Origin of the sequence: Azospirillum humicireducens, from assembly GCF_001639105.2 — a bacterium.
Lineage (GTDB): Bacteria > Pseudomonadota > Alphaproteobacteria > Azospirillales > Azospirillaceae > Azospirillum > Azospirillum humicireducens.
Genome location: NZ_CP028906.1, coordinates 66,186 through 90,324, shown reverse-complemented (window position 1 = coordinate 90,324; position 24,139 = coordinate 66,186). Strand labels below are relative to the sequence as shown.

The 24,139-nt window shown below is 70.6% G+C and carries 20 protein-coding genes and 1 pseudogene; 15 read left to right on the top strand and 6 right to left on the bottom strand.

All coding sequences use genetic code 11. The features are described from left to right. Positions 1-157 precede the first annotated feature (157 nt). From A6A40_RS24865 to A6A40_RS24845, 5 genes are all read left to right on the top strand, one after another. Positions 158-358: a hypothetical protein gene (locus tag A6A40_RS24865; RefSeq protein ID WP_045583820.1), complete on the top strand. Its 201-nt coding sequence runs from the start codon at positions 158-160 to the stop codon at positions 356-358. Positions 359-431: 73 nt separating this feature from the next. Continuing rightward, complete coding sequence (locus A6A40_RS24860; protein ID WP_098736073.1) at positions 432-1,211, top strand: MetQ/NlpA family ABC transporter substrate-binding protein; 780 nt, start codon at positions 432-434, stop codon at positions 1,209-1,211. A gap of 44 nt (positions 1,212-1,255) precedes the next feature. Continuing rightward, positions 1,256-2,308: a methionine ABC transporter ATP-binding protein gene (locus A6A40_RS24855; RefSeq protein WP_108548962.1), complete on the top strand. Its 1,053-nt coding sequence runs from the start codon at positions 1,256-1,258 to the stop codon at positions 2,306-2,308. After that, positions 2,286-2,954 carry a methionine ABC transporter permease gene (locus tag A6A40_RS24850; RefSeq protein WP_108548565.1) on the top strand — a complete coding sequence of 223 codons (669 nt, stop codon included), beginning with the start codon at positions 2,286-2,288 and terminating at the stop codon, positions 2,952-2,954. Before A6A40_RS24855 ends, A6A40_RS24850 begins: the two co-directional genes overlap by 23 nt. A gap of 26 nt (positions 2,955-2,980) precedes the next feature. Beyond that, the gene (locus A6A40_RS24845; protein WP_108548961.1) at positions 2,981-3,772 is read left to right on the top strand and encodes a MetQ/NlpA family ABC transporter substrate-binding protein; all 792 of its coding nucleotides are present in this window, start codon (positions 2,981-2,983) and stop codon (positions 3,770-3,772) included. 434 nt (positions 3,773-4,206) lie between these two features. Here A6A40_RS24845 and A6A40_RS24840 read toward each other — a convergent pair. After that, a partial coding sequence (locus A6A40_RS24840) for a tetratricopeptide repeat protein (RefSeq protein WP_257792307.1) occupies positions 4,207-7,412 on the bottom strand: 3,206 nt, incomplete at its 3' end. 134 nt (positions 7,413-7,546) lie between these two features. Here A6A40_RS24840 and A6A40_RS24835 point away from each other — a divergent pair. The 10 genes and pseudogenes from A6A40_RS24835 to A6A40_RS24790 all read left to right on the top strand — a co-directional run bounded on the left by A6A40_RS24835 (position 7,547) and on the right by A6A40_RS24790 (position 17,727). After that, positions 7,547-7,993 (top strand): response regulator, encoded by a 447-nt coding sequence (locus A6A40_RS24835; RefSeq protein ID WP_335645202.1) that lies wholly within the window; start codon positions 7,547-7,549, stop codon positions 7,991-7,993. Then, complete coding sequence (locus A6A40_RS24830) at positions 7,990-8,682, top strand: chemotaxis protein CheC (protein ID WP_108548562.1); 693 nt, start codon at positions 7,990-7,992, stop codon at positions 8,680-8,682. The genes A6A40_RS24835 and A6A40_RS24830 overlap by 4 nt, the downstream gene beginning before the upstream one ends. Before the next feature lie 597 nt (positions 8,683-9,279). Next, a partial coding sequence (locus A6A40_RS24825; protein ID WP_261344800.1) for a methyl-accepting chemotaxis protein occupies positions 9,280-10,640 on the top strand: 1,361 nt, incomplete at its 5' end. Between the two features lie 5 nt (positions 10,641-10,645). Then, entirely contained in the window at positions 10,646-12,241 is a 1,596-nt protein-coding gene (locus A6A40_RS24820; RefSeq protein WP_167562530.1) for a chemotaxis protein CheW, read from the top strand. Between the two features lie 19 nt (positions 12,242-12,260). Next, a pseudogene (gene cheB, locus A6A40_RS24815) lies at positions 12,261-13,338 on the top strand (chemotaxis-specific protein-glutamate methyltransferase CheB); the annotation flags it as partial. 38 nt (positions 13,339-13,376) lie between these two features. Further along, a complete protein-coding gene (locus A6A40_RS24810) occupies positions 13,377-14,015 on the top strand; it encodes a HEAT repeat domain-containing protein (protein ID WP_108548960.1) in 639 nt (212 codons plus the stop codon). Then, positions 14,005-14,898, top strand: coding sequence for a CheR family methyltransferase (locus A6A40_RS24805; RefSeq protein WP_108548559.1), 894 nt, complete (start codon positions 14,005-14,007; stop codon positions 14,896-14,898). Before A6A40_RS24810 ends, A6A40_RS24805 begins: the two co-directional genes overlap by 11 nt. Continuing rightward, positions 14,895-15,290, top strand: a complete 396-nt coding sequence (locus A6A40_RS24800) for a response regulator (RefSeq protein ID WP_108548558.1) — start codon at positions 14,895-14,897, stop codon at positions 15,288-15,290. The genes A6A40_RS24805 and A6A40_RS24800 overlap by 4 nt, the downstream gene beginning before the upstream one ends. Further along, the gene (locus A6A40_RS24795; RefSeq protein ID WP_108548557.1) at positions 15,287-17,485 is read left to right on the top strand and encodes a chemotaxis protein CheA; all 2,199 of its coding nucleotides are present in this window, start codon (positions 15,287-15,289) and stop codon (positions 17,483-17,485) included. Before A6A40_RS24800 ends, A6A40_RS24795 begins: the two co-directional genes overlap by 4 nt. Then, on the top strand, positions 17,485-17,727 hold the full coding sequence (locus A6A40_RS24790; RefSeq protein ID WP_108548556.1) for a hypothetical protein: 243 nt from the start codon (positions 17,485-17,487) through the stop codon (positions 17,725-17,727). Before A6A40_RS24795 ends, A6A40_RS24790 begins: the two co-directional genes overlap by 1 nt. Before the next feature lie 7 nt (positions 17,728-17,734). On the opposite strand, the gene hydA is transcribed toward A6A40_RS24790, so the two are convergent. The 5 genes from hydA to A6A40_RS24765 are packed head-to-tail and all read right to left on the bottom strand — an operon-like array spanning position 17,735 to position 23,897. After that, the gene (hydA, locus tag A6A40_RS24785; protein ID WP_108548555.1) at positions 17,735-19,177 is read right to left on the bottom strand and encodes a dihydropyrimidinase; all 1,443 of its coding nucleotides are present in this window, start codon (positions 19,175-19,177) and stop codon (positions 17,735-17,737) included. A 14-nt stretch (positions 19,178-19,191) separates the two neighbouring features. Continuing rightward, the gene (locus A6A40_RS24780; RefSeq protein ID WP_108548554.1) at positions 19,192-19,914 is read right to left on the bottom strand and encodes a TetR/AcrR family transcriptional regulator; all 723 of its coding nucleotides are present in this window, start codon (positions 19,912-19,914) and stop codon (positions 19,192-19,194) included. Positions 19,915-19,947: 33 nt separating this feature from the next. Continuing rightward, positions 19,948-21,219, bottom strand: coding sequence for a Zn-dependent hydrolase (locus A6A40_RS24775; protein WP_108548553.1), 1,272 nt, complete (start codon positions 21,217-21,219; stop codon positions 19,948-19,950). Positions 21,220-21,273: 54 nt separating this feature from the next. Next, the gene (preA, locus tag A6A40_RS24770) at positions 21,274-22,557 is read right to left on the bottom strand and encodes an NAD-dependent dihydropyrimidine dehydrogenase subunit PreA (RefSeq protein ID WP_108548552.1); all 1,284 of its coding nucleotides are present in this window, start codon (positions 22,555-22,557) and stop codon (positions 21,274-21,276) included. Between the two features lie 17 nt (positions 22,558-22,574). Then, complete coding sequence (locus tag A6A40_RS24765) at positions 22,575-23,897, bottom strand: NAD(P)-dependent oxidoreductase (RefSeq protein WP_108548551.1); 1,323 nt, start codon at positions 23,895-23,897, stop codon at positions 22,575-22,577. Positions 23,898-24,139 lie beyond the last annotated feature (242 nt).

The following is a 24,139-nucleotide window of genomic DNA, read 5'->3' as shown; positions in this document are numbered from 1 at the left end:
TCCCGGCCTGCATGATGCGCTCGGGCCTGTGTTGTCGCTGACCTTGCGGCCCTGAAACACAGCGCCCATTCCGCACATCCGCCAGTCCCGAAGAACGCATCTGCGCCGCGGCCCCGCCTTGCCGGGGGCCAGCCGCGCGACAGGGGAGCAGTCCGCCATGTCCCACGCCAACGCCTACGCCATCGAAGTGCAGGGCCGGTCCGCCGGCATCGTCGTCGCCGAGCGCGGCGGCTTCACCTTCTTCGTGTCCGATTGGGCTTTCCGCGATCTCGACCGCCGCGTCTTCCGCAATGTCGGACAGGCCCAGCGCGCCGCCCACCAGCATTACAGCCGGCTGCCCGACACGCGGCGCCGCTGACCCCCGATAAAAGCCCGCCGCCAAGAAACCCGCCCCAATAGCCCGCTGCTGAACAATCCTGAGGAAAGTCCCGATGAAGCGCATCCTGATGTCGGTGGCCGTCGCCGCCGGCCTGCTGACCGCCGCCACCTCCGCTTTCGCCGCTCCGCTGAAGCTGGGCGTGTCGGCCGGCCCCTATGGCGAGATCCTGGAATTCACCGCCAAGCTGGCCGCCAAGGAGGGCATCGAGGCGCAGGTGATCGAGTTCACCGACTGGAACATGCCCAACGCGGCGCTCCAGGCCGGCGACATCGACGCCAACAACTTCCAGCACCAGCCCTTCCTCGACAATCAGGTCAAGCAGCGTGGCTATGACATCGTCTCCGTCGCCAAGAGCGTCGTGGTGCCGATGGGCGTCTACAGCAGCAAGGTGAAGGCGCTGGCCGACCTGAAGCCGGGCGCGTCGGTGTCGATCCCCAACGATCCCACCAACGGCGCCCGCGCCCTGTTCCTGCTGGCCAAGGCCGGCGTGATCGGGCTGAAGGAGGGCGCCGGGCTGAACACCACCATCGCCGACGTTGTGAACCCGAAGGGCATCAAGCTGGTGGAACTGGACGCCGCCCAGCTTCCGCGCTCGCTCGACGACGTGGATGCGTCGGTCATCACCCTCAACTATGCCGTGCTGGCCGGGCTGGAGCCGAAGAAGGCGCTGGTGCTTGAGGATGACCAGTCCAAATGGAACCTGGTATGGGCGGTCCGCAAGGATCGCATGGAAGACCCGACGATCAAGCGCTTCATTGCGCTGTATCGTTCGCCCGAAGTGCGGCAGTTTATCGAAACGCGCTTCAACGGTTCCATCATTCCGACTTGGTGAGGGGGCTGGGGGGACGCTGGACGTCCCCTTTTGCCGAATAAATGATGATAACGCTAACAAACATTAACAAGACTTACGCCGCCCGCGGCGGCGGGGCTCCGGTCCATGCGCTGGCCGACATCGACCTCTCCATCGCCCGCGGCGAGGTCTTCGGGATCATCGGCCGGTCGGGCGCCGGCAAATCCACCCTGCTGCGCACGGTCAACCTGCTGGAAAGCCCGACCTCGGGCAGCGTCACGGTGGACGGGGTGGAGATGACCACCCTGTCGGCAGCGGAGCTGCGGCAGGCCCGCCATTCCATCGGCATGATCTTCCAGCACTTCAACCTGCTGTCCTCGCGCACCGTCTTCGACAATGTGGCGCTGCCGCTGGAGCTGGCCGGCATGGCCAGGGCGGAGATCGGCCGGACGGTGGAGCCGCTGCTCGACCTCGTCGGGCTGGCCGACAAGCGCAACCGCTACCCGGCGGAGCTGTCGGGCGGGCAGAAACAGCGCGTCGGCATCGCCCGCGCGCTCGCCAGCAAGCCGAAGGTGCTTTTGTCGGACGAGGCGACCTCCGCGCTCGATCCGGAGACGACGACGCAGATCCTGCATCTGCTGGGCGACATCAACCGGCGGCTCGGCCTGACCATCGTCCTCATCACCCACGAGATCGCCGTCATCAAGGAGATCTGCCACAAGGTGGCGGTGATGGAGAACGGCCGGGTGATCGAACAGGGGCCGGTCTTCGACATCTTCGCCCATCCGAAGCACCCGACCACCCGCAGCTTCGTCGATCCCGTCATCAACCGCGGGATTCCCGACAGCCTGCGCGACCGGCTGGCGCCCCAGCCCGGCTTGGGGAGCAACCCGGTGCTGCGCATCACCTTCACCGGCGAGAAGGCGACCACCCCGGTCATCAGCGCCATCAGCCGCCAGCTGAACCTGGACCTGAACATCTGGCACGGCCAGATCGACGAGATCCAGGGCGCGCCCTTCGGCACGCTGGTGGTGGAGGCGCTGGGCGACACGGCCAAGGTCGATGCCGCCATCGCGCTGGTGAAAGAGAACAATCTGGGCGTCGAGGTGTTGGGCCATGCTCTCCCCGCAAATCATTGACCTGCTGATCAAGGGGCTGATCGACACGCTGCACATGGTGGCGGTGTCGGGCGCCATCGGGACGCTGATCGGGCTGCCCATCGGCGTGATGCTGGCCGTGACCGGGCGGGGCGAGCTGCTGCAGAACTTCGCCTTCAACAAGGTGATGGGGGCGGTGGTCAACATGACCCGCTCCACCCCCTTCATCATCCTGGTGGTGGCGATCATCCCCTTCACCCGGCTGATCGCCGGCACCTCCATCGGCACAAACGCCGCCATCGTGCCGCTGACCGTCGCCGCCGCCCCCTTCATCGCCCGCGTGGTGGAGAATGCGGTGCGCGAGGTGGATCGCGGTCTGGTCGAGGCGGCGCAGGCGATGGGCGCCACGCCGTTCCAGATCATCCGCAAGGTGCTGCTGCCGGAAGCGTTGCCGGGCATCGTCGCCGGCCTGACCCTGTCGGCGGTCAGCCTGATCGGCTATTCCGCCATGGTCGGCGCGGTCGGCGGCGGTGGCCTGGGCGACCTCGGCATCCGCTACGGCTATCAGCGCTTCCTGCCGGAGGTGATGCTGGCGGTGGTGATCGTGCTGATCGTGCTGGTGCAGATCGTCCAATCGACGGGCGACCTGATCGCCCGCCGCGTCAACAAACGCAATCTGAAATCCTGACCCATAAAATCCGAGGAGTGTTCGAGATGCTGCGCTTCCGTTCGCTGGCTTCGCTGCTGGCCGGCGCCGCCACCATGGCCATCGCGCTTGGCGCTTCCGCCGAGACCATCAAGGTCGGCGTCACCGCCGGTCCGCATGCCCAGATCCTGGAAGCGGTGAAGCCCATCGCCGCCAAGGACGGGCTGGACATCCAGATCCTGGAATTCACCGACTACGTCATCCCCAACCAGGCGCTGGCCGGCGGCGATCTCGATGCCAACAGCTTCCAGCACCAGCCCTATCTGGACAACCAGATCAAGGATCGCGGCTTCGATCTGGTCAGCGTCGGCAAGACGGTGGTCTATCCCATCGGCATCTACTCCAAGAAGGTGAAGAGCCTGGAGGAGCTGCCGACGGGCGCCAAGTTCGCCATCCCCAACGACCCGACCAACGGCGGCCGCGTCCTGCTGCTGCTCCAGGCCAAGGGGCTGATCAAGCTGAAGGACGGCGGCACCCTGAAGGCCTCGCCCATCGACATCGTCGAGAACCCGAAGAAGCTGGAGATCGTCGAGCTGGACGCCGCCCAGCTGCCGCGCTCGCTGGACGACGTGACCGCCGCCGCCATCAACACCAACTTTGCGCTGGAAGCCGGCATCGACCCGGTCAAGGACGCCATCGCCCGCGAGTCGGCCGACAGCCCCTATGCCAACGTCATCGCCGTCCGCAAGGCCGACAAGGACAAGCCCTGGGTCGCCAAGCTGGTGAAGGCCTACAACAGCGCCGAGGTGAAGGAGTTCATCCTCACCAAGTTCAAGAACGCCGTCGTTCCCGCGTTCTGAGGCTGACAAGGGCACGCCCGGCGGCGCCCAGCGCGTCGCCGAGCGTCCCGCCCGGTCGCGGCCCGAACAGCCGCATCGACGGATACCAGGGCCGGCAGCCGGTGCCCATCGCCGTCCAGTCCCCCGCCGGGCCGATCCGCCAGACCGGCACTCCCAGCGCGCCCGCCATCTCCGCCACCGACGTTCCGGCGGAGATCACGAGGTCCAGCGCTGCGGTCAGGGCCGCGGCTCCGTCAAGGTCGTTCCTCAGGTCGAGCGGCGGGCGGTGGATGGCGATGCCGAAGCGCCGTTCGGCGTCGGCGAGTTCGGATTCGCAGTCGTCATATTGAAGGTTGACCAGGCGCAGGCCGGGCAGGGTGAGGATCGGTGCCCAGTCGGTCAGCGGCGCGTAGTTGGCATCGCGCAAGGCGTTGCGGAGGCCGCTGCGCCAGCANCCGTCGCCGCCGAACTCACCCAATCCCCCCAACCACCCCCGCCACCGCCGAACCGCCGCCTCGTCCGCCCGCAGCCATCCCTCCCGCGCCGGAAAGCCGCCCAACCCCCAGCCCAGCCGCAACGGCAGCGACCCCGCCGGGACATGGCAATCCGCGTCCACCGGGTCCGCCGTCGCCGCCCGCACCACCGCCTGCGGGAAGGAGCGCGCGAACAAATCCACCAGCCGCGGTTCGCATTCCAGGATCACCTGTCCCGCCCGCGCGATCAGGTCGGCATAGCAGGCGCTGAACATCAGCTCGTCACCCACCCCCTGCTCGCGCCAGACCAGCACGGTCTTTCCCGTCAGGTCGCCGCCGTCCCAGGCGGGAATGCGGAACCGGCGGTCGGGCAGGGCCTGCCCGGCGGCGAAACGGGCCTCCAGCCCGGTCCAGCCGGCAGCGAGCTCCCCCCGCGCCAACGCCGCATAGCCGCGGTTGAAGGCGGCGAGCGTCAGGCCCGGCTCGTCCTCCACCGCCTGCCGATAGGCCGCATCGGCCTCCTCCGGCCGGCCGGAGGCGTGCAGGGCGTTGCCCAGATTGTAGCGCCACTCCGCCCGCCTGGGCTCCAGCGCCAGCGCCCGGCCCCATCCCTTCAGCGCGGCATCCAACCGGCCCTGGCGTTGCCGCAGATCGGCCAGCCCGGCCCAGCCGGCTCCGACGCCGGGAGCCAGCAGGATCACCCGCCACCAAGCCACTCCGGCTGCGGCGCCGTCGCCCGCCCGTTCCAGAGCCAGGGCGAGGTTGCCGAGCGCACCGAGGTCGCCCGGACGGCCCTGGAGAGCCTGACGCAGATGCGCCACCGCCTCCACCGGCCGGTGGAGCGCCAGCGCCGCCAGCCCGAGATTGCCGACCGCCGACGGGTCGCCGGGCCGCAGGCTTAAGGCCCGCCTTGCCGCACGCTCCGCCACGGCGGCACGCGCGGCGTCGCGCAGGGCGTCTGCCGACAGGGCGGTCCAGGCCTCCGCCAGAGCGGGATCGAGGGCGAGCGCCCGCCGGAAGGCCGGCACACCGTCGCCGCCCATCGCCTGCCGGGCCAGCCCGGCATTGGTCCACAGCCCCGCATGGCCGGGGGCGTGGTGCAGAGCCGCATCGGTCGCCTCCGCGGCTTCCCTGCCGGCCCCGCGGGTCAGGCGCAGGGCGCCGAGATTGCCGAGCGCCTCCACATCGTCGGGGGCAAGCGTGGCGGCGGCCTGCCAGTCGGCCTCGGCTTCCGTCATCTCCCCCATCTCCTGATGGGCGAGCGCGCGGCGCTTGTGGCGGCCGGCGGTCGGCTCCGCGGCGATGGCGCGGGTCAGCAAGGTGACGGCGATGTCGGGACGGCCGGCCTGATGGCCGAGCAGGCCATAGCCTTCCAGTGCCGCCGGCACTTCGCCGCCCTGGTCGAGGATGCGCTGATAAGCCTTCTCCGCCTCCGGCCAGCGGCCGGACTCGTGGAGGTCCCGCGCCTCCGCCAGCCAGTCGGCGATGGGCAGGGCAGGGACCAGACGACACAGGTCCATCGCCATCCGGGCCAGCACATCCGCCAGCCCTTCGCCCGGCCGCACGCTCCACAGCCGCATGGATGGGAACCAGGGCCGCACCGCGCTGCCCAGTGCCGTCCAGTCGCCGGCCGGGCCGAAGCGCCAGACCGGCACGCCGAGCGCGCCCGCCATCTCGCCCACCGAACTGGCCACCGTCACCACGAGATCGAGGCCGGCGATCAGCGCGGCCACCCCCTCCAGGTCGTTCTTCAGGTCGGTGTCCGGCCAGCGGTGGATGCGCAGGCCGAGACGCTCCTCGGCCGCGGCGATCTCCGCCTCGCGCCCGTCATATTGCAGGGTGATCGGGATCAGGCCGGGCAGGGTCAGCAGCGGCGTCCAGTCGGCGAGCGTCGTGTAGGAGGCCTTGCGCTCCCCCAGCATGTTCTGGCTGCCCCAGCAGATGCCGACGCGCAGGCCCGGCCCCAGCGCCGCCAGCCGGTTCTGCCAGTCCGCCATCCGCGCCGGGTCGGGCGCCAGCCAGGACCGCCGGTCGGGAAAGGCGGACAGCGCCGGCCGCAGCAGCCGGGGCAGCGATCCCATTGCCAGATGGGCGTCGGCGTCAGCCGGATCGGCCGTCTGCGCCCGCACCGTGGCGCCGGGCAGGGCGCGGCCGACCAGCCCGGTCAGCCGGGCATCGACCTCCACCACCAGATTGCCTGGCCCAAGCCGTGCGGCGAGGTCGGGCAGGACGGTGCCGAACATCAGCTCGTCCCCCAAGCCCTGTTCGCGCCAGACCAGCAGGCGCCCGACCGCGGCCCCGTCCAGAGCACCGTCCCAGGGCGGCAGCGTGAAGCTGCGCCCGGCCGAGACGCGGCGGGAGGCGAAGCGCGCCTCATACCCGTCCCACCCCTCCGTCAGCCGCCCCTGGCCGAGCAGCCGCAGGGCGAGATTCCAGCGGGCCAGGGCGAAGCCCGGCGACAGGGCCAGTGCCTGCCGGTAGAGCGTTTCCGCCTCCCCGCCGCGGCCCTGGGCGTCGCGCAGCAGGGCGAGGTTCACCATGGTCTCGGCATCGTCGGGGACGAGACGCAACGCCTCAAGATGCGCGGCCTCGGCCTCCCCGCTGCGGCCGGTCTCCTTCAGCACGACGCCGAGATTGGTCAGTGCCGTCGCATGGCCGGGATCGAGCCGCAGGGCATGGCGCAGCGCCGTCTCCGCCTCGGCATACTCGTCCTGCGCCCGCAGCAGGGTGCCGAGATTGGCCCAGGCCTCGGCATAGCCGGCGTCGAGATCCAGCGCGCGGCGGTAATGGATGGCGGCCTCCGCCAGCCTGTCCTGCTCCTGCAACGCGCTGCCCAGGCTGTTGTGTGCCTGCGGATAGGCCTCGCGCAGGGCCAGCGCCCGGCGGTATTCCGCCTCCGCCTCGCCCAGCCGGCCGAGCGCATGGAGGGCCAATCCGAGATTGGCGTGCTGCTCCGCCATCCGGGGGCGACGCGCGATGGCTTGGCCGATCAGCCCGACCGCCTCTGCATCCTGGCCGCGCTGGTGGTGCAGCACGCCCAGCAGGTGCAGCGCATCGGGATTGCCACGGTCGGCCGCCAGCATCGCGCGGTAGGCGCGCTCCGCCCCATCCAGGTCGCCGGCGCGGTGGTGGCCCAGCGCATGGCCCAGCAGGGCGGCCAGTTCGGCGGCGGCGGAGGGTGGCGGCATGGAACGGAGGCCGGATCGAAGGAGACGGTCCGTCTCGATAGCATGAGTCGGCCGGCCGCCGCGCCCGCAAAATCCCGACACCCATTCGCGGCTGCGATGAACGGGACTGGCGTGGCGACAAGCATTCTGTATACTTGCACATAATTCGACTGTGCCGGTCGAAATCCATCCAAAAGGCGTATATCTTGGGTAAGACTGCAATCATTGTCGATGACAGCAAGCTCTCACGCATGCATGTGCGGGCCATGGTCTTGCGCAACAAGCCGGACTGGTCGGTCGTCGAGGCGGCGAACGGCGATGAACTCTTCAAGACGCTTCAGGATACGCCGGTGGATGTTGCGATCATCGATTACAACATGCCCGGTGACAATGGCGTGGAGACCGCGGCCAAGCTGCGGGCGGGCCATCCGAACGTCCATATCGCCATCATCACCGCCAACGCGCAGGACGCGGTGGTGTCGGGCATCCGCGCGCTCGGCGCCGCCTTCATGCCCAAGCCGCTGGAGGAGGAGCAGGTCGCCCGCTTCCTGAATTCCACCGCCCTGCCGTTGCGCCGCCCCTCCCAGGCCGTGCCGGAGTGACCGTCACCCCCATGCTGAGCGAGCTGGAGCGCGACGCGCTGGCCGAACTGGGCAACATCGGGATCGGCAAGGCGTCGACCGCGCTCGGCCGCATGCTGGGCTGTCTGGTGACGCTGTCGGTGCCGTCGGTCGAGATGGTGCCGCCGGCCGAGGTGGCCGGGCTGCTGGACCGGGCGCTGGCGCCGCCGTTGGTGGGCGTGTCGGAAAAGCTGGGCGGCCTGTTCGCGGGCTGCGCCCTGCTGGTCTTCCCCCAGGGCGGCAGCCTGCCGCTGGTGCGCGCGGCGCTTCCCCCCGACATTCCGGCGGAGGATGTTGCGGCGCTGGAGGACGAGGTCCTGGCGGAGCTGGGCAACGTCGTGCTGAACAGCGCGCTGGCGCTGGTTTCCAACCTGCTGGGCGAGCCGGTGGACACCGGCCTGCCCGTGTTGGTCCGCGGCAGCGGGGCGGAGGTTCTGCGCGGCTGCGCCATGGCGCAGCCGGCCATCGCGATCGAGGCGGGAGCCGCCCGGACCGGGTTGGCTGGGGCCGCGCTGCTCTTGCACATCGATCTGCGCACCGACCTGCCCGGCGGCGACGGTGCCGCGGCCGGCGTCACGGTCGGGGGACGGGTGGTCCTGCTGCTCGACGCAGGCTCGGCGGGAGCGCTGCAGGCCACGCTCGGCCGTTACATCGGGCGGCTGGTGGCCTGAAAACCAACAAGAAGAACCGGCTCGAAAGGCGGGGAAGCACCATGGCACTCATCAAGAAGACCGAAATGGACACGGCGCGCACCGCCCGGAACAAGGACGGCGGCGATGCCGGTCCGGGCGGGGAGGCGGCCGACGTCGCCAGGCCTGCCGCGCCGATCAGGAAAACCGCCCCGCAGCCGGAAGCCGCCGCGCCGAGCGCTCCGCAGCGCCGCCGGGCGCGTGCCGACTCGCGCCGCCGGCAGGCCGCCAGCGGCATCGCCGCCGCCTCGACCGAACTGGCGAGCGGCGTCACCCAGGCCGCCTCCGCCGCCGAAGAGCTGCGCCGGGCTATGGAGCAGATCGCCGCCGGTGCCGAGGAATCGGCCGGCGCCACCCAGCAGTCGCAGCGCATGATCGGCCGCGCGTCGGAACTGCTGGCCCGGTCGCGCGCTACGGCCGAGCAGGCGGTTCTGCGGGTGGAGGCGCTGCAGGGAACGTTGAAGGATGTCAGCGGCCAAATCCTGTCCTCCATCGACGGCATCGTCCGCGCCGCCGAGCGGCAGGAAGCGTCGGTCCGGCTGGTGCGCGACCTGGAGGCCCGGGCGAGTGAGATCGGCNGGGCGGGCGAGGCCGGCAGGGGCTTCGCCGTCGTCGCCGACGAGGTGCAGGCGCTGGCCGAGCGGTCCGAGCGCAGCGCCAACGACATTCAGGCGATGGTCGGGGACATCCAGGAGGCGGTGGCCGCCATCGCCGCCGGCATCGTCGCCTCCTCCGACGCCGCCAAGGCGGAGGTGGCGCGCGGACGCACCATCGTGCAGCAGCTGGAGGGCATGCGGTCCGACATGAGCGCGCTGGTGCAGGGCGCGCAGGAGACCATCCGCGCGGCGGTGGAAGCCGACCAGGCCGCGCGCGAGGCGCTGCGCGGGGCGGAAACCATCGCCGCCAGCGCCGAGGAGCAGTCCGCCGCCGCCGAGGAGGCGCTGAAGACCGCGGGCGAGCAGGCTGTCGCCCTGAGCCAGAGCCAGCGCGCCGCAGGCCAGCTGTCGGAACTGGCCGAGGATCTGGAGGGCACCGCCGACCTCGCCGTCACCGCCGACGAACTGGCTTCGGCCGCTGAGGAGCTGTCCGCCGCCATCGAGGAGATCAACCGCGCCGCCGCCCAGATCATGACGGCGATCGGCCAGATCTCCGGCGGCGCCCAATCGCAGAGTGCCGCCACCCACCAGCTCGCCTCCGCCATCGCGGAGATCGACGCGGCGGCGACGCTCGCCGCCAACCGGGCGCAGGATTCGGTCGAGCGCTGCGCCTCGATGGAAAGCCTGCTGGGCGAAACCCGCGACACCATCGGCCGGCTGGCCGACGGCATGCTGGAGGCTGTCGACTCCTCCCGCCGGGCCGGCGAGCGGCTGGACGCGCTGGAACGGATCGGCCGGCGCATCGACAAGGTGGTCGATGCCATCGCCACCGTCGCCATCCAGACCGGCATGCTGGCGGTCAGCGGCTCCATCGAGGCGGCGCGGGCGGGCGAGTTCGGCCGCGGCTTCACCGTGGTCAGCGGCGACATCCGCAAGCTGGCCGGCGACAGCGCCGAAAGCGCCGAGCGGGTCAAGGACATCGTCCGCGACATCCAGGACCAGATGCTGCGGGTCCGCCGCGACATCGACGAGGTGTCTGCCATTGCGGTGGCGGAAACCGCGCGCCACCGCGCCTTCGGCGTCACCCTGACCGCCGGCGCGCAGGAGCTGCGGGTGGTCACCGCCGGCAGCCGTGAGATCCTGGACGCCGCCGCGGAGACCACCATCTCCCTGCGCGAGACCCGCACCGGGGTCGAGCAGGTGGCCGCCGCCGCCGCCGCCGCCAACCTCGCCGCGACCGAGGCCGCCAAGGCGGCCCGCGAACAGGCCAAGGGGGCGGAGGAACTGGCGTCGGCGATCGAGGAGATCGCGGCGATGGCCGACAGCCTGCTCGGCGCGGCTTGACCGCCATGGCGACGGAAGCCGCAGCCGGCGAGGTGTCCGACGGCAGCGAGGCGGGCAGCCTCGCCTTCGTCACCGTGACGGTCGGCGACCTCCGCCTCGCCCTGCCGATGTCGTCCGTTCATGCGGTGATCCGTCCGCCGACGCTCGTGCGCATCCCGCTGGGACCGCCGGGGCTGGAGGGGCTGGCGCATTGGCATGGCGACGCGGTGCCGGTGCTGAACCTCGCGACGGCGCTGGGGCGGCACGGCGGCATGGCCGACACGCGCGAGACCCGCGTGGTGCTGGTCGGGCACCGCGGCCAGCCGGTCGGCCTGCGGGTGGACGCCATGGCCGGCATCCTGCGCATCGACCCTTGCCGCATCGACCCGGTGACCGCCGAGGATGGCGGGCTCGATCCCATCATATCGGACGGCCTGTTGCGCGATGGCCCGGCCACCATCCTGAAGGCCGACGTGCTGATCGACCGCCAGTTCGGCGATCCGGGCGGGACCGACCGGCCGGCGACCGCCGGCCGGCCGGCCGGCAGCCTGGGACAGACCACCGGCCAAAGCGCCGGCGCCGGGTCCGCGGGCGGGACCGACCGGCCGGCGCTGCTGGTCTTCGAGGTCGCCGGGCAGGAATTCGCCCTGCCGGTGGAGCGCGTGCGCGAGGTGCTGCCGGCACCGCGCGAGGTCGCCCGCATGGCGCGGTCCAGGGCGCATCTGCTGGGGGTGATGTCGGTGCGCGACCGGCTTCTGCCGCTGGTGGGGCTGGGCGCGCTGTTCGGGCTGGAGGGCGCTGGCGGGCAGATGGCCGGGCGCCGGGTTGTCGTGGTGCGCTCCGGACAGGGGCAGGCCCCGGTCGGCGTCCTGGTGGACGGGGTGCGGGAGATCCTGCGGATCGAGGCCGCGCAGATCGATCCGGTGCCGGCCTTTCTCGCCCGCGAACCTGAGTTCGAGGATTTGGACGGCATCGCAAGGGCCGATGGCGGACGGCGGCTGGTCTCCGTCCTGTCGGCGGAGCGGCTGTTCCGCCATGGCGCGGCGCTCGGTGCCGCGACAGCTGTCGGTGGGGAGGGGGACGGCATGGAAGCGGCACGGCTCGCGGATACGGGCGGCATGGCGGAGCGTTTCGTCGTCTTCAGCCTTGCCGGGGTGGAGTACGGCCTGCCGGTTGCCGCCGTGCGCGAGGTGCTGCGCCGGCCCGACAGCGTCACGCCCCTGCCCAACGCCCCCGATTTCGTCAGCGGCGTGCTGACCCTGCGCGGCGAGGTGCTGCCGCTGATCGACCAGCGCCGGCTGCTGCATCTGCCTGCGGTGGGCGGCGAAGCGACCCAAGGACTGGCGCGTGGACGTATCGTCGTGGTCGGCCATGACGGAGCCGATGCCGCGCGGGCCGGGCTGCTGGTCGACGGGCTGGCCGGGCTGGTGGCGATCCCGGCGGAACGGATCGGCCCGGCCCCGGCGGTATCGGCGGCGCAGCGCCGGCTGATCCGCCGGGTGGCGACGCTCGAAGCGGCAGGTCGGGATGCCGGCTCTGCCGCGCGTCTGATCCTGCTGATGGATGTGGAAAGCCTGCTCGACATGGATCGGCTGGCCGACCTGCTCGTTACCCGTCAGTGACGGTTCGATGGGGGACAGCGTGCTGACGGTGCTGGTGGTGGACGATTCCGCGTTGATGCGCCGGCGCATCGCGGATCTGCTGACGGAGGCCGGTTTCCGGGTGGAGACCGCCGCGACGGGCGAGGAGGCCCTGGCGCGGTTGCCGGTCGTCGATCCGGACGTGGTGACTCTCGATGTGACCATGCCCGGCATGGACGGGCTGGCCTGCCTCGCCCGCATCATGGTGGAGCATCCCAAGCCGGTGGTCATGGTTTCCGCTCTCACCGCTGCAGGCGCGGAGGAGACGCTGGAGGCGCTGCGGCTTGGGGCGGTGGAGGCGGTGCAGAAGCCGGCCGCCGGCGCCATCGGCCGCATCGGCGAGGGGCTGGTGGAGACGGTGCGCGCCGCCGCGTCGTCGCGTCCGCGCCGGGTCAGGGGCCTGCGCGAGCGGCTGCGGCTGGCGCGCGCCCGCATCGCCGGAGAGGATTTCGTCGCCCCCGAAGCTCCGCTGCCGGCTCCGCCCGCGGCAGGGTTCGCCGCGGGCGGGGAAGGGGACGGCGTCGTGCTGGTCGGCGTGTCCACTGGCGGGCCCAGCACGCTGGAGGACATCCTGCCGCTGCTGCCGGCCGACTTCCCCTGGCCGGTGGTGGTGGCCCAGCATATGCCGGCCGCCTTCACCGCGACGCTGGCGCGGCGGCTGGACGAGCTGTGCGCCCTGCGGGTGCTGGAGGTGGAGCGGGCGGCGGTGCTGGAGGCGGGCATGGTCTGCATCGCCCGCGGCGGCGCCGACGTGGAGCTGGCACGGCGCGGCGGGCGGCTGCAGGCGGTCTGCGTGCCCGCGTCGCCCGACCGGCCCTGGCACCCCAATGCCGACCGGCTGGTGGCCAGCGCCATGCGGCTGCTGCCGGCGGAGCGGCTGGTCGGGGTGCTGCTGACCGGCATGGGCAACGACGGCGCCGCGTCGATGGCGGATCTGCACGCCCGCGGCGGACGGACCATCGCGGAGTCGGAGGACAGCGCCGTCGTCTTCGGCATGCCGCAGGATTTGATCCGGCGCGGCGGTGCCGGCACCGTGCTGCCGTCGGACCGCATCGCCGGCCAGCTGATCCGCTGGCTGANGGGGCGGAGTTCGGAAAACCTGCTTAGGGAGGATGCCATGGGACTGGTGAGGAAGAAGTCCGCCGCCGCGCCGTCCGGTCCTGCGGTGCCCGACGCCCAGGCCGCTCCGCCGGTGGATCCGCTGGCGGCGCTGGAGGAGGCCGATCCTTCGGTCCGCCGCGACGCCGCGCATGGCCTGGGCCATGCAGCGCCTCCGGGAGCCGTGGCGGCGCTCGTCCGCCGGCTGGAGACGGAGGGCGATGCCGGCGTGCGGGAGGCGATCCTGACGGCGCTCGCCCGCATCGCGACGGACGAGGCGGCGGCGGCATTGCTTCCCTTCCTCGACCGCGAGGACGCCGCCCTGCGCAACGCCGCGCTGGAAAGCCTGCAGCAGATGCCCGCCGGGGTCGCGGCTCCGGCGTTGCTGCCGCTGCTCCGCCATGCCGACCCGGACCTGCGCATCTTCGCGGTGCAGGGGCTTGGCGGCCTTGCCCATCCCGGCCGGGCCGATTGGCTGGCGGCCGTGCTGGAGCGGGACGCCGACGTCAATGTCGGCCTCGCCGCGGTGGAGGCGCTGGCGGAGGCCGGCAGTCCGGAGGCGCTGTCCAGCCTGGAAACCCTGGCCCGGCGCTTTCCCGACGATGCTTTCGTCGCCTTCGCCGTCGACGCCGCCCGCTCCAGCTTCAATGGCGGGTGAGCGCGTGAGGGAGAGCGAACCGGACGGCCTGTCGCCGGAGGACTATGCGGCCCTGTGCGATTTCCTGCGGGATCGCACCGGCCTGTCCTTCACCGAGGCCAAGCGCTATTTCGTCGACCGCCGCGTCGCCGCCCGCATGCAGGCGGTCGGCGCGACGGGCCTGCGCGCCTATCTGAACCTGCTGCGCTTCCAGGCGTCGGGGGAGGAACTGCAGCGGCTCGTCAACCTGATGACGGTGAACGAGACCTATTTCTTCCGCGAGAAGTACCAGTTCGACTGCCTGGTGAACTCCGTCCTCGACGAGCTGGTGCGGGACAAGCCCAGGGGCGCGCGGCTGCGCATCTGGTCGGCCGGCTGCGCCACCGGGGAGGAGCCCTATTCCATCGCCATCATGCTGCTGGAGCACTGGCGCCGGGTGGACGATTACGAGATCGAACTGCTGGCGTCGGACATCGACAGTGCCGTGCTGGAGCGCGCGCGCGAGGGCATCTATGACGAGCGTGCACTGCAGGGGCTGCCGGCCCATCTGCGCGCCAAGTATTTCAAGCCCGTGCGCGGGACTGCGGAAGCCGGGGGTCCGCGCTGGCGGATCGCGGAGGAGTTGCGGGACTCGGTCGATTTCTCGCTGGTCAACATCGCGGATCCGCAGCAGGTGCGTGGGTTCCGCGGGATCGATGTGATCTTCTGCCGCAACCTGCTGATCTATTTCGACGACCTTGGCCGGCGGGAGGCGGCGGGAATGTTCCACGATGCCCTGGCGCCCGGCGGCTTCGTCTGCCTCGGCCATTCGGAAAGCATGAGCCGCATGTCCTCGCTGTTCGTCCCGCGCCGCTTCCCCGACGCGATCCTCTACCAGAAACCCACGGATGGGGGGACGCCATGAACGGACCGCGCATCCTGGTGGTGGACGACGCCGTGACCGTCCGCGCCTTCAGCCGCCGCGTGCTGGAGGCCGCCGGCTTCGTGGTTGACGAGGCGGTGAACGGCATCGAAGGGCTGGAACGGGCGATGGCCGAGCCGCCCGATCTGGTGATCGTCGACGTCAACATGCGCAAGATGGACGGCTACACCATGCTGCGCGTCCTGCGCCGCGATCCGGTGCTGCGCGACGTGCCGGCCATCATGATCAGCACCGAATCGAAGGACAGCGACCGCGAACAGGCGCTGCTGGCCGGGGCCAACTGGTACATCGTGAAGCCGCCGCGGCCGGAGATGCTGGTGGAGGCGGCGCGGTTGCTGACCGGCCGTCCGCTTGGACCGGAGGGGGTGCCGTGAACGAGCTGTTCGACCAGTTCATCGTCGAGGCGCAGGAACTGCTGGAGAGCGCCGGCGGCGCGCTGCTGGCGCTGGAGCGCGATCCCGCCGACCGCGCGTCGGTGGGCGAGCTGTTCCGCGCCTTCCATACGCTGAAGGGGGCGAGCGCCCTGTTCGAGATGGCGCCCTTCACCCGGCTGGTCCATGCCGGGGAGGACACGCTGTCGCTGCTGCGCGACGGCCGGCGCGGCATGACGCCGGAATTGGCCGACCGGCTGTTCCGTGTGCTCGACCAGTGCGCCCGCTGGGTGGCGGCGCTGGAGGGGGTCGGCGCGCTGCCCGCCGACGCGCCGACCGCCGCCGACGCGCTGGTCCGAGGGCTTGCCGGGGACGGGGCAGCGGAGGACTCTGGCGCTGACGGCGGGGAGACGGAGGCATTTCCCTGGCTTGCGGCGCTGACGGCGGAGGAGAGGGCGGCGGCGGGCGAAGGCCGGCTGACCGCCATCGACTACCGGCCCGATCCCGAATGCTTCTTCACCGGCGACGACCCGTTTGGGCTGTTCCGCCGGGTGCCCGACCTGCGGCTGCTGCGCATCGAGCCGGCAGAACCGCTGACGGGGCCGGCGGAGATTGACCCCTACCGCTGCATCCTGCGTTTCCACGCGCTGAGCGGCGCCGACATCGAGGCGGTGCGCCCGGCCTTCCGCAGCGTGCCGGATCAAGTGCAGATCGCCGCCGTCACGCTGAATGCACCGGCGACGACGGTGACGCCCTCCGTCGCGGCGGCACCGCCGGATTCGCTGGCGGCGCGCATGCTGGAGGAACAGGGGCGGATTCTGGAGCTGCCCGGCAGCGCCGGGGAACGCGACGCCCGCCGTGCCGCGGTGGCGCGGGCGGTCGCCGCGATCCTGACGTCGCTGGGGCGTCCGGCCGAGCGGCGCATGGTCGAGGCGGCCTGTGACGATGCCGGCACGCTGCGCCGCTTCCTGGCCGAAGGGCCGTCCCGTCCCGCCGCCCAAGAAACTCCGTCAGCCGCCATCCCCGCCGTCCGCCGCGCCCTGCGGGTCGAACCGGAACGGATGGATGCGCTGATGACCCTGGTGGGTGAGCTGTCGGTGGTGAAAGGACAGCTGGGGCCGCTGCTGCGCCGTGCCGAAGACGGTGAAGCGGCCACGGACCTGCGGCGCGACCTGAAGGGCTTTTCCGCCCGGCTGGACTCTCTGGTCGGCGATCTGCGCCATGCGGCGCTGCGCCTGCGGCTGCTGCCGCTGGCCCGCGTCTTCGATCCGCTGCCCCGGCTGGTGCGCGACACCGCCCGCCGGCTGGACAAGAGTGTGGAGCTGGTGCTGGAAGGGGCCGAGACGGAGGCCGACAAGGACATCCTCGACGTGCTGGGCGAGCCGCTGCTGCATCTGGTGCGCAACGCGCTGGACCATGGCATCGAGCCGCCGGAGCGCCGCACGGCCGCCGGCAAGCCGTCCGCCGGCACCCTGCGGGTCCGCGCACTGCAGGACAAGGGCGGGGTGGTGGTGGAGGTGTCGGACGACGGCGCCGGGATCGACCCGGAGGCGATGCGCCGAGCCGCCGTCGCCAAGGGGCTGCTGGAGTCCGAGGCCGCCGCGGCGCTGTCCGACGCCGACGCGGTGCGGCTGGTCTTCGCTCCCGGCTTCAGCACCGCGGGCGCCGTTTCCGACCTGTCGGGCCGTGGCGTGGGCATGGATGCGGTGCGCGCGGCGGTCGAACGGGCCGGCGGCCGGGTGGAGATCGCCTCCACCCCCGGAACCGGGACGCGGGTGCGGCTGTCGCTGCCGCTGACGCTCAGCATCACCCGCGTCGTGGTGGTGGAGATGGCGGGCGCCCTCTACGGCATCCCCGTGGCGCTGGTCGGCGGCATCCAGCGGGTGCCGCGCGCCGCCATCCGCGCGGTGAAGCGGGCGGAAAGCGTGGTGCTGCGCGACCGGGTGGTGCCGTTGGTCCGGCTGCGCCGCCTGCTGGGCCAGCCTGAGGGCGACCGCGCCCGCGAGACCGACTGCGTGGTGCTGGCCGAACTGGGCGACGGTCCGGTCGCGCTGGCGGTCGACGATGTCGGCGAGCGCGCCGACGTGGTGCTGCGTCCGATGACCGGCGTATTGCGCAGCCTGCGCGGCTATGCCGGCACCGCCGTGCTGGGCGACGGCCGCCTGATCCTGGTGCTCGATCTGCGGGAGCTGCTGTGATGCCGGTCCGGTTCGATTCCGACCTCGCCCGTTTCGAAGCCGCCTGCACGGTGGAGGATGCGCTGCCGCTGGCCGAATGGCTGGAGACGGCGGCAGCGCCGCGGGTGGATTTGTCCGCCTGCACGGAGCTGCACACCGCCCTGCTGCAAGTGCTGCTGGCGGCAAGGCCGGCGCTGGCGGCAGCGCCGGAGGATGCCTTCCTGGCCCGCTGGGTCGGGCCGCTCCTGGCGAAGGCCGGGTGAAGCCGCCTTACCGCTCCACCGCCACCGGGACATTCAGGGCGTTGCGCTTCGTCACCGCCTCGTAGACCGGCGGGAAGGCGGGGCGGTTGACGTAGCGGCCGGCGCCGCGCACCGCGCGGCTCTCGCCCAGCGCATGGACGATGCGGCCCTGGCTCAGCGTGTAGGCCGGGGTGCCGGTGACGGTCATGCCTTCGAAGATGTTCAGGCCGACCTTCTGCATCTGGGTCTTGGCCGAAATGGTCCTGGTCGCCTTCGGGTCCCACACCACCAGATCGGCATCGGCCCCGACGCTGACCGAGCCCTTGCGCGGGTAGATGTTGAAGATCTTGGCGGCGTTGGCGGAGGTCACCGCGACGAACTCGTTCATCGTCAGCCGGCCGCTGTTGACGCCGTGGGTCCACAGCGCGGTCATGCGGTCCTCGATGCCGGCCGTGCCGTTCGGGATCTTGGTGAAGTCGTTGCGGCCCATCGCCTTCTGCTCGGCGCAGAAGCAGCAATGGTCGGTGGCGGTGGTGTGCAGGTGCCCCGCCTGCAGGCCGCGCCACAGCGCGTCCTGATGCTCCTTGGAGCGGAAGGGCGGGCTCATGACGTGGCCGGCGGCGAAGTCCCAATCGGGGCTGCGGTAGACGCCGTCGTCGATCAGCAGATGACCGGCGAGCACCTCGCCGAACACGCGCTGGCCGTCGTTCTGGCCGCGCTCGATGGCGGCGAGCGCCTCCTTGGCCGAGACATGGACGATGTAGACCGGCACGCCGAACACCTTGGCGACCTGGATGGCGCGGTTGGCGGCCTCGCCCTCCACCTCCGGCGGGCGGGACAGCGGATGGGCCTCGGGTCCGGTCAGGCCCTGGGCCAGCAGCTTCTTCTGGAGCTGGAAGACCAGCTCGCCGTTCTCGGCATGGACGGTGGGGATGGCGCCCAGCTCCAGGCAGCGCTGGAAACTGTTCACCAGCGTCTCGTCGTCGGCCATGATGGCGTTCTTATAGGCCATGAAGTGCTTGAAGCTGTTCACGCCATGGTCGGCCACCAGCGTGCCCATGTCCTGCCGCACGCTCTTGTCCCACCATGTCACGGCGACGTGGAAGCTGTAATCGCCGGCCGCCTTCTCCGCCCAGCCGCGCCACGTATGATAAGCCTCCATCAGGCTCTGCTTGGGGTTGGGGATGACGAAATCGATGATCGTCGTCGTTCCCCCGGCGAAGCCGGCGGCGGTGCCACTGAAGAAATCCTCCGTCGTCACCGTGCCCATGAAGGGCAGTTCCATGTGGGTGTGCGGGTCGATGCCGCCGGGCATGACGTAGCAGCCGCCGGCATCCACCACCTCCGCCCCCGCCGGCACGTCGAGTTTGTCGCCCACCGCGGTGATGATGCCGTCCTGGCAGAGGACATCGGCGCGGCGGGTTTGCTCGGCGGTGACGACGGTTCCGCCGCGGATCAGGATGGTGGACATGCTCGGGCGCTCCCTCAGGAAATGGATGGGACGGAGTCGGTGGGCGTTTCGGCTGGCTGTGGTTCGGAGACTTTGGGTTCGGGCAGGCCGGCGGCGCGCAGGACCATGCGCAGGACTTCGACCGTCATGGCGGCGAAGTCCTGGCGGGTCAGGGTCCGGCGGCCCAGCACCTTGCGGATCTGCACGTCGAAGTCGGCGTAATGCTGGGTCACCGCCCAGATCATGAACAGGAACTGGCGGGCGTCGACCGGGGCCATGCGGCCGGCGGCGACCCAGCCGTCGATGACCGCCGCCTTGGCATCGACCAGCGCTTTGAGGTCATCGGCCAGGAAGCGTTCGACCTGGGTTCCGCCATGCAGGATCTCGTTGGCGAAGACCTTGGAGGCATGGGGGCGGGTGCGCGATGCCTCCATCTTGGCGGTGACATAGGCGGTCAGCGTCTCCGCCGGATCGGCGTCGGGGGTGAAGGAGGCGATGGGGGCCAGCCACATACGCAGGATGTTGTCCAGCACCGCACGGTAGAGATCCTCCTTGGTGCCGAAATAGTAATGCAGGTTGGCCTTGGGCAGGCCGGCCCGCTCGGCGATGTCGGCCATGGTGGCGCCGGCGAAGCCGGCCTCGGCGAAAATGCGCTCGGCCGCCTTCAGGATCCGCTCGACGTTCTCACGCCGGATGCGGCCCTGGGGCGACGTGGTATCGGTGGTGTCGGCAGCCGTTCGCGCCATCGCCTTCGCCATCGCTGTTGCTGATGCCCTCTCAACAGGAGCGTATCACTCCGCCGACGCTTTCACCTGCTCGGCCATCGCATCCGCCCGGTCGAGCACGGCGTGCAGCAGCACCTCGCAGCCGGCGGTCGACCATTCCGGGGTCGTCTCCTCGACTTCGTTGTGGCTGATGCCGTCGATGCAGGGGATGAAGACCATGCCTGTCGGCGCGACCTTGGACAGGTAACAGGCGTCGTGGCCGGCGCCCGACACGATGTCGCGGAAGCTGTGGCCGGTGCGCTCAACCCCCTTGCGGACGGCGGCGACGCAGGCGGCGTCGAAGGCGATGGGGGCGTAGTACCAGATCTGCTGGAACTCGCTCTCCAGCCCGATATCGCCGGCGATGCGCTCCACCTCGACGCGCAGCTCGCCGTCCATGGCGGCGAGGATGGCGTCGTCCGGGTGGCGGAAATCGACGGTGAAGAAGACGCGGCCGGGGATGACGTTGCGGCTGTTGGGATGGATCTGCATCAGCCCGACCGTGGCGCAGGCGAGCGGTCCGTACTTCATGCCGATCCGGTTCACCGCGTCGACGACGCGGGCGGCGCCCAGCAGGGCGTCCTTGCGGCGGACCATCGGGGTCGGGCCGGCATGGGCCTCCTGGCCGGTGAAGGTGATCTCGTACCAGCGCTGGCCCTGGCAGTCGGTGACGACGCCGATGGTCTTGCCTTCGGCCTCCAGGATCGGCCCCTGCTCGATGTGGGCCTCGAAATAGGCGCCGACCTTGCGGCCCCCGACTTCCCGGTCGCCGGCATAGCCGATGCGGGCCAGCTCCTCGCCCATCGTCTTGCCGTCGAGGTCGGCGCGCGACAGGCCGTATTCCAGATCGAACACCCCGGCGAAGACGCCGGACGACACCATGGCCGGGGCGAAGCGCGAGCCTTCCTCGTTGGTCCAGACCGCGACCTCCACCGGGGCCTCGGTGACGTAGTTCATGTCGTTCAGGCTGCGCACCACCTCCAGCCCGGCCAGCACGCCATAGACGCCGTCATATTTGCCGCCGGTCGGCTGGCTGTCGAGATGGCTGCCCATAATGACCGGGGGCAGGCTGTCGTCGCGGCCGGGGCGGCGGGCGAAGATGTTGCCCATCTTGTCGACGGAGACCGTGCAGCCGGCCTCCTCGCACCAGCGTACGAACAGGTCGCGGCCCTGTTTGTCGAGGTCGGTCAGCGCCAGCCGGCACACGCCGCCCTTGGGCGTGGCGCCGATCTGCGCCATGTCCATCAGGCTCTGCCACAGGCGCGAGCCGTTCACGGCGACATTCTGCGGGGTGGACATGTTGCTCTCTCCTGAACGTCGTTCTTATGAGGCGGCTTGTTACTCGGCGGCTAACTATTCAGCGGCTTCGGGGACGCGCATCGGGTTGCGGGCGTCGTTGGGCCAGGTGACGTAGGGCAGGTCGGTCTGCTCCGGCACCATGGTGATGCAGTCCGGCACCGGGCAGACATGGCTGCACAGGTTGCAGCCGACGCACTCCTCGTTCACCACGGTGAAGACGCGGCGGCCCTCGCCCGCGTCGATGCGGATCGCCTGGTGCGAGGTGTCCTCGCAGACGATGTGGCAGCGGCCGCAATCGATGCACAAGGCGGGGTCGATCACCGCCTTGGTCGAGAAGTTCATGTTCAGGTCGTTCCAGTTGACGACGTTGCGCACCGCACGCCCGCTCAGCTCGTCGAGGGTGCGATAGCCCTTCTCGTCCATCCAGTTGGACAGGCCGCCGATCATGTCCTCGACGATCTTGAAGCCGTAGGTCATCGCCGCGGTGCAGACCTGGACGTTGGTGGCGCCCAGCGCCAGGAACTCCGCCGCGTCGCGCCATGTGGTGACGCCGCCGATGCCGCTGACCGGCAGGCCGTGGGTGTCGGGGTTGCGGGCGATCTCCGCCACCATGTTCAGCGCGATGGGCTTCACTGCCGGGCCGCAATAGCCGCCATGGCTGCCCTTGCCGTCGACCACCGGGGTCGGGGCCATGGCGTCGAGATCGACCGCGACGATGGAGTTCACCGTGTTGATCAGCGACACAGCGTCGGCGCCGCCGCGCTTGGCCGCTTCGGCCGACCACAGGATGTTGGTGATGTTGGGGGTCAGCTTGACGATCACCGGCAGATTGACGGCGTTCTTCACCCAGCGGGTGACCTGCTCCACCATCTCCGGCACCTGCCCGATGGCGGAGCCCATGCCGCGCTCGCACATGCCGTGCGGGCAGCCGAGGTTGAGTTCGAGGCCATCCGCCGCCCCGGTCTCGGCGATGCGGCGGGCGAGGTTGGCCCAGGCCTCCTCCTCGATGCGGGCCATCAGCGAGACGACCATGGCGCGGTCGGGCCAGTCGCGCTTGACCTCGATGATCTCCTGCAAATTCACCGCGAGAGGCCGGTCGGAGATCAGTTCGATGTTGTTGAAGCCGATCATCCGGCGGTCGGTGTCGAGATGCGCGCCGTACCGGCTGGAGACGTTGACCACCGGCGGGTCCTCGCCCAGCGTCTTCCACACGACACCGCCCCAGCCCGCCTTGAAGGCGCGGACGACGTTGTAGGCCTTGTCGGTCGGCGGGGCCGAGGCCAGCCAGAAGGGGTTGGGGGAGCGGATGCCGGCGATGGTGCTGCGAAGATCGGCCATGATGTGGCTCCCTTTCCTCAGGCGGTCAGGTGGCTGTGGATGGCGAGTGCGGCGAGTTTGCCGTCCTGCACGGACTGGACCGTCAGATCCTCGCCCGTGGCGACGCAGTCGCCGCCGGCCCAGACCTTGGGCAGCGTGGTGCGGTAGGACGGGTCGATGGCGATCTTGCCGCCGGTGATGTCCAGCCCGTCCAGCGCGTCGGCCGACAGCTTTTGCCCGACCGCTTTCAGCACCATGTCGGCCTGGAGGGTGAAGGTCTCGCCGGTGCCGGACAGCTTGCCGTCGGTCAGGCGCGTGCGTTCGAAGGTGATGGTGGTATCGCCGATCTCTTTGGGCGCGGCGAAGGTCTTGAGAATGACGCCCTCGGTCTGCGCCAACTCCTGTTCCCAGGCGGTGGCGCCCATCTGGGCCCGGCCGCGGCGGTAGACCAGGGTGACGTCTTCGGCGCCTAAGCGCTTGGCCTGGATGGCGGCGTCCACGGCGGTGTTGCCGCCGCCGATCACCACGACGCTGCGCCCCACCGCGGGCGGTTGGCCGGGGAGGGCCTGACGGACGCGCTCGATGAAGGCGGTGGCATCCTCGACGCCCGTCCGCTCCTCGCCGGGGATGCCCAAGCGGTTGTTGGACCCGAGACCGAGCCCAAGGAACACGGCGTCGAAATCGGCGCGCAGGCTGTCGAGCGACAGGTCGGCGCCCAGCTTGCGGCCATGCTCGACCGTGATGCCGCCGACGCCGAGGATGAAGGCGGCCTCGCGCTGGGCGAAATCGTCGGCCATCTTGTAGGGGGCGAGGCCGTATTCGTTGAGTCCGCCGGACTTCGCCTTGGCCTCGAACACCGTCACCTCATGGCCGAGCGTGGCGAGGCGGTGGGCGCAGGACAGGCCGGCCGGGCCGGCACCGACCACGGCGATGCGCTTGCCGGTGGCGGCGGCGCGCGGGAAGGGATGGGTCGGCTCGCCGTCGATGAGGCGGTCGGTGGCGTGGCGCTGCAGCCGGCCGATGGCGACGGGGCGGTCCTCCGCCCGGTTGCGGACGCAGGATTGTTCGCACAGCGTCTCGGTCGGACAGACGCGGCCGCAGGTGCCGCCCATGATGTTCTCCGACAGGATCGTCGTCGCGGCACCCTTCAAATTGCCGGTGGCGATCGAGCGGATGAAGGCCGGGATGTCGATGCCGGTCGGGCAGGCCTTGATGCAGGGGGCATCAAAGCAGAACAGGCAGCGGTTGGATTCGGCCAGCGCCTGCACCGGCGTCATCGCCGGGCTCAGGTCGGCATAGGGCGAGGGCGGCTGGTCCGCGTCGGGCTTTGGGGTGGTGGCAAGCGTAGCGATCAGGGTCATGGCGGATGGCTTCCCTTCGGTCGCGGAGCGGCGTGTCTACCGAAGCATCAGCAACCCGCGTGCCAAGAGAACCAACCAGCACTGCCAACAAACATGGGCGGCGGAAAAGCTGACTGTTCGGTCAAGAACTGACGGTATGGACAGGCATGGACCGATCATGCCAGCCATGCGGATTGCACGCAACTCAGCCTTTTGGCGCCTCTTTTGGCAGCGGAACGCAAGAAAATCCCTTGAACTGCCGA

Bases quoted from the DNA above. Each gene is read 5' to 3' on its own strand.
- A6A40_RS24865 (WP_045583820.1), top strand. From the start codon at position 158: ATGTCCCACGCCAACGCCTACGCCATCGAAGTGCAGGGCCGGTCCGCC.
- A6A40_RS24860 (WP_098736073.1), top strand. From the start codon at position 432: ATGAAGCGCATCCTGATGTCGGTGGCCGTCGCCGCCGGCCTGCTGACC.
- A6A40_RS24855 (WP_108548962.1), top strand. From the start codon at position 1,256: ATGATAACGCTAACAAACATTAACAAGACTTACGCCGCCCGCGGCGGC.
- A6A40_RS24850 (WP_108548565.1), top strand. From the start codon at position 2,286: ATGCTCTCCCCGCAAATCATTGACCTGCTGATCAAGGGGCTGATCGAC.
- A6A40_RS24845 (WP_108548961.1), top strand. From the start codon at position 2,981: ATGCTGCGCTTCCGTTCGCTGGCTTCGCTGCTGGCCGGCGCCGCCACC.
- A6A40_RS24820 (WP_167562530.1), top strand. From the start codon at position 10,646: ATGGCGACGGAAGCCGCAGCCGGCGAGGTGTCCGACGGCAGCGAGGCG.
- A6A40_RS24810 (WP_108548960.1), top strand. From the start codon at position 13,377: ATGGGACTGGTGAGGAAGAAGTCCGCCGCCGCGCCGTCCGGTCCTGCG.
- A6A40_RS24805 (WP_108548559.1), top strand. From the start codon at position 14,005: ATGGCGGGTGAGCGCGTGAGGGAGAGCGAACCGGACGGCCTGTCGCCG.
- A6A40_RS24800 (WP_108548558.1), top strand. From the start codon at position 14,895: ATGAACGGACCGCGCATCCTGGTGGTGGACGACGCCGTGACCGTCCGC.
- A6A40_RS24790 (WP_108548556.1), top strand. From the start codon at position 17,485: ATGCCGGTCCGGTTCGATTCCGACCTCGCCCGTTTCGAAGCCGCCTGC.
- hydA (WP_108548555.1), bottom strand. From the start codon at position 19,177: ATGTCCACCATCCTGATCCGCGGCGGAACCGTCGTCACCGCCGAGCAA.
- A6A40_RS24780 (WP_108548554.1), bottom strand. From the start codon at position 19,914: ATGGCGAAGGCGATGGCGCGAACGGCTGCCGACACCACCGATACCACG.
- A6A40_RS24775 (WP_108548553.1), bottom strand. From the start codon at position 21,219: ATGTCCACCCCGCAGAATGTCGCCGTGAACGGCTCGCGCCTGTGGCAG.
- preA (WP_108548552.1), bottom strand. From the start codon at position 22,557: ATGGCCGATCTTCGCAGCACCATCGCCGGCATCCGCTCCCCCAACCCC.
- A6A40_RS24765 (WP_108548551.1), bottom strand. From the start codon at position 23,897: ATGACCCTGATCGCTACGCTTGCCACCACCCCAAAGCCCGACGCGGAC.